Annotated in this window: 6 protein-coding genes; all 6 read right to left on the bottom strand. The window is 46.0% G+C overall.

Going from position 1 to position 8,287, the window contains the following annotated elements; translation table 11 throughout:
• Positions 1-51: 51 nt before the first annotated feature.
• Positions 52-1,917: an ABC transporter ATP-binding protein gene (locus ACH59B_RS11550; RefSeq protein ID WP_126666935.1), complete on the bottom strand. Its 1,866-nt coding sequence runs from the start codon at positions 1,915-1,917 to the stop codon at positions 52-54.
• Positions 1,892-3,721 (bottom strand): ABC transporter ATP-binding protein, encoded by a 1,830-nt coding sequence (locus ACH59B_RS11545; RefSeq protein WP_139625383.1) that lies wholly within the window; start codon positions 3,719-3,721, stop codon positions 1,892-1,894. Before ACH59B_RS11545 ends, ACH59B_RS11550 begins: the two co-directional genes overlap by 26 nt.
• A gap of 212 nt (positions 3,722-3,933) precedes the next feature.
• A complete protein-coding gene (locus ACH59B_RS11540; RefSeq protein ID WP_126666933.1) occupies positions 3,934-4,758 on the bottom strand; it encodes a thioesterase II family protein in 825 nt (274 codons plus the stop codon).
• A gap of 813 nt (positions 4,759-5,571) precedes the next feature.
• Entirely contained in the window at positions 5,572-6,549 is a 978-nt protein-coding gene (gene glpX / locus ACH59B_RS11535) for a class II fructose-bisphosphatase (protein WP_126666932.1), read from the bottom strand.
• Between the two features lie 145 nt (positions 6,550-6,694).
• Entirely contained in the window at positions 6,695-7,498 is an 804-nt protein-coding gene (locus tag ACH59B_RS11530; RefSeq protein WP_013370995.1) for a pyruvate, water dikinase regulatory protein, read from the bottom strand.
• A 13-nt stretch (positions 7,499-7,511) separates the two neighbouring features.
• Entirely contained in the window at positions 7,512-8,126 is a 615-nt protein-coding gene (locus ACH59B_RS11525; protein ID WP_223822107.1) for a helix-turn-helix transcriptional regulator, read from the bottom strand.
• Positions 8,127-8,287 lie beyond the last annotated feature (161 nt).

The following is an 8,287-nucleotide window of genomic DNA, read 5'->3' as shown; positions in this document are numbered from 1 at the left end:
CCGTCTCTCTCCTCGCAAAATAGATATTTGGTAAAAAGAAAATTCGCATATTTATGCGGTTTGTTCCTCTGGATGCTTTCGAAACTGAAGCTCATACAGCTCCGCATAATGACCACCCTCAGCAAGGAGCTGGTCATGAGTTCCCTGTTCTTTGAGCTCGCCATCGGCAAGAACACAGATCGTATCCGCCCTCTCAATCGTAGACAATCGATGGGCAATAACTAATGTCGTACGATCCTTCATCAGCTCATCTAAGCCCTGCTGAACTTCATATTCCGACTCTGCATCCAGGGCCGAGGTGGCTTCATCCAGCAGCAAAATCGGCGCATTTTTGAGCAGAGCACGGGCAATCGCGATTCGCTGTCTTTGACCCCCGGACAAATTGGCTCCACGTTCACCGACAATCGTGTCATAACCCTCCGGAAGCTCAGCTATGAAGCCGCTGGCATAGGCTGTTTTGGCCGCAGCCTCTACTTCCTCATCCGTGGCATCCGGTGAGCCGAAGCGGATATTGTCTGCTACTGTACCGTGGAACAGTGTAGCCTCCTGTGGTACATAGGCCATTAAATCCCTAACCTCATCCAACCGAAATTCTTCTGCCAAGCGGCCTCGAACCCGCAGCACACCTTCATCCGGTGGGTAAAATCCCAGCAACAACTTCATCACGGTGCTTTTCCCACCACCACTCGGACCGACAATCGCGGTTACCTGCCCTTCTGGCACGACCAAGTTCAATCTTCGCAGCGTTGGACGGTCTGGCTGATAGCCAAAGCTGATATTGTGCAGCTCCAGCGCAGCAGCAGTCTGTTCAATAGAGAGGTCTGAATCCACAGTCTCGACACCGTCATAGGATTCCTTTGGTTCACGGGCTGATGAAGCTGACACCTCTGGATCGATAAGCCCGGTTACTGATTCCTTCTGTTTCGCCGCGGGAAACTGTTCCTCTTCCTTCGACTCATTCAAGATTTCGCGGATACGCGCCAAGCCTGCCAAAGAGTTTTGTAACAGGGATACAGCTGCCCCCAGCTCCAAAAATACCGTTGAAATACCCGTTTGCAGCTGCACAATCTGTCCCAAAACTCCGAGCTCCATTTGCTTCTGCGAAACCAAGATCAATCCAGCAACAAGCACACCGCCCAGCGTAATAAATTCAATAACAAAATTACACATATCCTGCAGTCCCATATGACGTCCCTGTCGGATACTGATGCGATTTATGTCCTCGCTTGCATCGTTGCAAAGTCCACCCACTTTTGTCCTTAACCCAAATAACTTCACCGTCTGTAAACCAGAAAGCAAATCACTCAATCGTTCCGTGAACCTGCTCATCCGTCCCTGTAATTCTTCACTCGTCTGTCGCATTTTCTTCGCAAAATGAGCATTTATCCAGGCTGAAGCCAGTCCTAGTAGAACCGCCATAATCCCAAATCGCCAATCCAGCACCATCAGAATGACTAGTGAGCCTAAGAAAAGCGAAGTTTCCAGTATAATCGAGCGAATATGAACGGTGTAAGCCTGCTCCAGCGTTTGGACATCGTTTGTCATGCGGGAAACAAGATTACCCGAATGGTGTTTTTCGGCTTTTTCATACGATAGCTTGACAACATGACCGAATAGTTTCATTCGTACATCGGCAATTGCGAGCTTGACACATCGTTTATACATATAGCTGCACACTGGGGAAATAAGACTTAACGCCAAAAATGTGCCGCTGACCAAATAGACCGCTCGGTACAGCTCCTGTACATCGCCATTAACCGCAAAATTCAGCAAATAATGCACCACAAAAGAAAGCAAAATTGTGATGCTGGCATTGGTCAGACTGTTGCCAACCAACCCCGTAAAATACCATTTTCGATGCGGCTTCATCAGGGACATCAATTGCTTAAATTCATAAAACCCCTGCTTGAAGGTCACGACGCTCACTCCTTTCCTCAGGCAGTGAATACCCGTTTTCCTCCGTTTGCTGTCCTTCAAAATTTTGCAAATACAGCTTTCGGTACACACCATCACGGCCTAGTAATTCCTCATGTGTACCCGATTCCACAATGCTCCCCTGATCAAGTACGATAATGCGGTTCGCCTGGCGTACAGTTGACAGTCGATGAGCTATGACCAGTACCGTCCGGTTTTGCATTGCTGCATTCATTGCAATCTGTACCTGAGCCTCCGACTGGCTATCGAGTGCTGAAGTCGGCTCGTCCAGTAGAAGCAGCGGAGCATTTTTCAGCAATGCTCTTGCTATAGAAATACGCTGTTTTTGTCCTCCAGACAATCCGCCTCCCCGTTCGCTCAACAGAGTTTCATAGCCCTCGGGTAGCTGAACAATAAAGTCATGCGCATGGGCCGCTTTCGCCGCCTCGACAATTTCTTTCCGGGTCGCCTCCAGACGTCCATATCCGATATTTTCTGCAATAGTGGCCGGAAAAAGCGACGATTCCTGAGATACCATCGAAATATGGCTACGCAGGCTTGTTAGGTTCCAATCTGTCAAATTCTTACCAAACAATTGAACGGTTCCGGCATGCTCTCCAGGTTCATTAAATCCGCAAAGCAGCTTGAAGATTGTGCTTTTACCGCCACCGCTGGCCCCAACAATCGCTACCGTTTCTCCTTGTCCTACCTGGAAGCTAATCTCCTTCAGCACCGTGTTCTCTTCGTTGTAGCCAAAGGTTAAATGCTCAAAGCTGACTACAGGAATGTCGTCCTTGCTTTCTGCATCGTCTTCCTCGAGATCTTGGCTTATTGAAGTGATTTTCCCGTCTTGCCGCTCATCTGGCCAATCCAGCACCTCAAACAAATGCTTCGCTGCTCCCCCCGCTTCCTTCATTTGCGAAATGATCGTCGGCAGCATGGCAACAGGCTGCAATATGAACGAAATAAGATATAAAAAAAGGACAATGCCACCAGCATTCAACTCACCTTGTTGAATCAAATATCCACCGTACACAATGACCAAAATAATCGGTGTTGCCAGCATCATCACACCTACTGGAGTTATGAACGCATAGCGTTTTTCTAGCCGCAATCCGCGCTTGATGACCTCCTCCGTAATCACCATATACTTCTTCAACAGCACAGCCTGCATATTAAATGCCTTGACGATAGGAATTCCTCCGATCGCATCCTGTCCCACCGCGTTCAAATGAGCAATTTTCTCCTGAAGCTCCTTGGAGTATTTCTCAATTGGCTTGCTCATCAGTGAGGTTATGATCATTCCTACAGGCATAAGCGCAAGACTTGCCAAAACCAGTTTCCAGCTTGTCAGTAAAAGCAACGTTAAGGATGCCGTAAACACAAGTGGCAAATAAAACAGATTAGCAAACTGCTGGATAAAAAAGTTCTGCAACAGCGCCGTATTGTTTGTTAGACGGGATACCAAATCTCCGGTGAACTTGCTCTCCACGCTGGAAACAGGTAAATCATAAAACTTATGTACGAGATCGCCTCTCAAGTCGCGCAGGGCACTAACACTAAAACGTGCCGAAGCGTACCTCATCACAAACTTACAAGGCATTCCAATTACCGTCATACCAACAACTAGATAGATCATGTTCTGGGTGGAGGAGAATGTTCCCTGTGCCATTTGCTCTATGGCCTTACCCAAAATAATATCAATAGCTGCCAAACACAAGGAGGAAATCACGGCTATAAAAACCCAAAGATTATAAGGCTTTATATAACGTGTGAGTCTCCGAAAAGCAGAATTTGATCGAAACAAAGGCATCCCTCTTTTTCATTGCCACACTTTAGCAGTGCGAACTTTTTAGATTGGCGATGGACGTCATTGAAGTAAACTCTGTGTCTGAAATGATGAGGGCCTGTACAGAAAAATTGGATTTTAATCTACGCTGGAAAATGCATCATGGTGGGCGGTTTTATCGGTTATTGCTGAGATGGTGATAACGAAGTGTATCGTGATGTGTGGGACATTCAACTCTGCCTGAATCGTGGTTGTGGAGTGCTTGTGTTGTAAGTTGTATGAGCTGCCGCAGCGTGGGCCATCGGCGAGGATGCGGAGAGAATGTCCTCGACTGCGCTCATAACCTCTTGCTCTTGTTCATGGATGAAAAAGTGATTGCCTTCGAACATCCGGACATCCATAGGTGACATCGTATGCTGCTGCCAGGCACGAAGTGAATCTGTGCTAACCTCAAAATCCCTCGTTCCCCCTAAAACCGTCATCGGGCATGCCAGTGGATCTCCCGGCTGATAAACATAAGTTTCACACACCTTAAAATCTGCACGCAGACGAGGCATAATAATTTGCATCAATTCTGCATTTTGCAGCACCTCTTCGGGGGTGCCCTGCATCAAGCGAAGCTCTTCGGTGAAAGAATCGTCTGCTAAATCATGGAGTCGTTTTTTGGAGTATGGAAGATGAGGGGCGGATTTACCGGATACGATAATATGCACAGGTAGTTTTCCAGCTTTGCTGTACAACTGCCGCGCTGTTTCAAATGCGATCAGTGCCCCCATACTGTGCCCAAAAAAGGCAAATGGCTTATGTATGTATGGAGCCATAGCGGGAACCAACGATTGGACGATGTCTTGAAGGGTTTCCATTGGAGCTTCAATGGAGCGGCTCTCACGTCCAGGGAGTTGTATTGGCAACACAGTAATATCAGGCGCGAGTCTGGACTTCCAAGAGTTAAATATGTAAGCACCACCACCGGCGTAGGGGAAGCAGAATAGTTGGAGCTTCGCAGCCGGTTGGGCCTCTGTTTTAGCGAACCAAGATTGTGATCGAGTCGTCATATGAATTCCTCCATCCTCTATGCAGTTCATAATTTTACAGTAAATCCTTATATCTCTTTTTTTCTTCCAACACTTTCTAGCTTTTTTAAATATACAAACTTTAAAACGGCTTGACACGGGACAAAAGGGCTAAATTACTAGACTTCATAAAAATAAAACAAAATCCATATTATGCTATTTGTTTCCAAACTACAAAAACAACAATTTGACTTTTTCGCTCATTATCTGCCCATCATGATCTGTAAATCTAGCCTAAAACATAATTTCACATTTTCACGAACATTGTAAAACTAAAATCATTATGATTTACAATTACGCCCAAACCCCTTATCCTATAACAATTTTATCTTTACATGCCATTAACATAAATGTAACAAATTCAACCTGATATCATCCGACAAATTCCGCCTTTTTTCGCGCTCACCTTCAACCTCCTATATAATGGAACTAATTTAAAACAAGCATACACAAACCAAAATTAATAACTCTTTAAATTTTTAATAAACCGGGTTTTTAAGTAGTTCTAAAGAACTATATTATGCATAATTTTTTTTGACTCTTCGTCTAAAAAAATTAGTTCTAATTGATTTTTTCGCTTCCAAAGCTATGTTTTTTTCTTTTCAAGCCTAATAGAAACTTTTCAATTTTACTTCATAAGTACCTGTTTTTTAGAAATTTATATCCTTGATTTTGCTCTTTCATCCCCTAAAAACAGTAACAGCAAACAGCAAGTCTCCCTTTAGTCAGAGACTTGCTGTTTTATAAGTTTATTATGATTGAATTCACCAGCGAGGGAAGTCTTGACTTCAAATTTCAAGAGGATACCGCTGCCGCGAGCGTACCGGAAGAATCAGCAGTATGATGAATACTTCGCACGAAACGAATCGTTTTTGTATCTGAATGCATTACAACTGAATGGGTTTCAGCTCTGTGACCAGGCAGAGAACGAACCCCCTGCAACCACTCACCAGGCGTCACGCCTGTAGCGACAAACATCACGCCTTGGCGTCCGACCATGTCCTCCATCGACAGCAACGCCCCTGGATCAGTAATACCCATGCGTTTGCAACGTGCAATCTCTTCTTCTCCATGAGGTAGCAAGCGGCCCTGTATTTCTCCGCCCATGCATTTCAGCGCGGCCGCGGCCAATACACCCTCAGGAGCGCCGCCAGAGCCGATATGCAAATCTACACCGCTGTCCAGGCAGGTTTCAATTGCACCCATCACATCCCCATGACCAAGCAGCTTGATCCGAACGCCGCTTTCCCGCAGAAGCTGAATGATCCCGGCATGCCGTGCACGATCCAGAATGGACACCGTAAGATCGGACAAGGATTTCCCCAGTATGCGCGCTGCTTTTGACAATGTAGTCGGGATCGTGTCTTCTAGTGACAGTTTTCCAGCCAATGCCGGACCAACAGCTAATTTTTGCATGTACATATCCGGAGCGTGTAGTAGACTACCACGAGGTGCAGCAGCAATGACCGACAGTGCGTTATTCAAACCGTTCGCCACAGTTTCCGTCCCCTCGAGAGGATCAACAGCAATATCCATGGCCGGCCCTCTGCGATTGCCTACTCTCTCCCCGATATACAGCATGGGAGCCTCATCCATTTCGCCTTCACCAATCACGACCGTGCCGTCCATGGATACCGCATTAAAATGAGTACGAATGGCTACTGTTGCCGCCTCGTCCGCGCTATTCTTATCTCCACGCCCTGTCCATTGTGCCGATTGCAGTGCCGCTGCCTCTGTTACCCGAACGAATTCCAATGCCATTTGACTCTCCATACCTATCCCTCCACCTCTCCTAAAAATAATTGTTACCCACAGGCAAATAATATTTCACGGCAGCTTTGCTGCCATTTTATATTTACACTCCTGTATCCTGTGATTCATATTTTCTTTATAAACGCTGCTTCTAAGTTGCTTCGCTTTATAGCATTCTGACAATCAAGCCTGCTGTCTCTTCAATTGCTTTATCTGTAACATCAATGACTGGACAATTCAGCTCTTTAAACAAAGACTGCGCATACGCGATTTCCTCTTCCACCCTCGTCGCTGTAGCATACTGCACATTATTCGGAAGCCCCATTACCTTCAGTCGTTCACTGCGTATTTTCAACAGTAGCTCCGGCTGGATCGTCAATCCGAACACTCGGCCACGCTGAACATCCTTCAACTGAACAGGTGGTGTCAGCTCCGGTACAACCGGTATGTTGACTGTTTTATAACCTTTATGTGCGAGAAACATGGATAAAGGAGTTTTGGAAATACGTGATACTCCAAGCAATACTATATCTGCTTTGAGAATGGCGCTCACATCTTTGCCATCATCGTATTGAACTGCAAAATCCAGTGCCTCTACACGCCGAAAATAGTTGTCGTCCAGTCGGTGCAGTAGACCAGGCTTCTCTTTGGGATCGTTATGAAACGTATCGGCAAACGCCTGCATCATCGGTCCCATAATATCGACAGCCCGCACATTCAGCCGGACAGCCTCTTCTTTCATCGCCTCTCTCAATTCCGGCTGTACCAGCGTATAAGCTACAAAGCCTTTACGCTCGGCAACTTCCTCCATTACCCGACTCAGCTCGTCTTCATCCCTCACGTTCATAAATCTTTTGATCTCTGTGTCTGGTAACTCAAATTGGCGCATGGTCGCCTGTACGACAGCTTCTGCCGTCTCGCCAATCGAGTCTGAACAGATCGCTATAAAATGACTGCTCGCCTGAACCATTCGATTCCTCCCATTAATCCTCTGCTACCATATCGAGCAACATTTTAATAATATTTGTTTTTGTAATACGTCCCACGACTTTCCAGTGCTCTCCTGGTTTGTCAGAATCCGAAGGGACGACGACAGGCAGGCTGTCGATTTGACGAGCAATAATTTTGCGTGCTGCCTCTAGTACGGTATCCTCTGGGGAAACAGTGACCACATTCGCCTGCCGGGTCATCACAAGACTGACAGGAATGGTTGCTGCATTGGGATTGCCTAACGTTACCTTGAGTAAATCCTTGCGGGAAGCCACCCCTGCCAAATCTCCGTCTTCATCGGTGACGATCAAATTGCTCACATTTTCCAAAAATAGAGCTACGACAGCTTCCTGAATTGTGGTTGTTTCACGTACGATGACTGGAACCCCGTGAAGATCACCGACTTTCATTTGCAAAAGCCGGAATTTTTCCTCCCGGTTCGGCGTGCCCCGCTTTCCAACAAAATAACCGACCTTGGGCTTAGCATCTATGTAATTCAGAATGCCCAATTTGGATAGGTCGGTCCGAATGGTCGCCTTACTGAGATTAAGCATTTCCGCAATCTGGTCACCCGTTATCGGGGCATGCTTTTGTACGATGTTTAAAATTTCTACTTGTCTTGCCGTAAGGTCGATGATGAACGCCCCTCCTTTTTTTGCTTGCGATCTGATATTGAATATAATACGTCATATATAATAATAAATCAACCTAAAAAAAGCATATAAAACATCACATATATAAAATTAAAGTGGTTATTCATGTTTTTTTA

Origin of the sequence: Paenibacillus sp. DP01 (assembly GCF_044784315.1) — a bacterium.
Taxonomy (GTDB): Bacteria; Bacillota; Bacilli; order Paenibacillales; family Paenibacillaceae; genus Paenibacillus; species Paenibacillus polymyxa.
The sequence above is the reverse complement of the archived record's forward strand: the minus strand, read 5'-3'. Positions and strand labels throughout refer to the sequence as shown.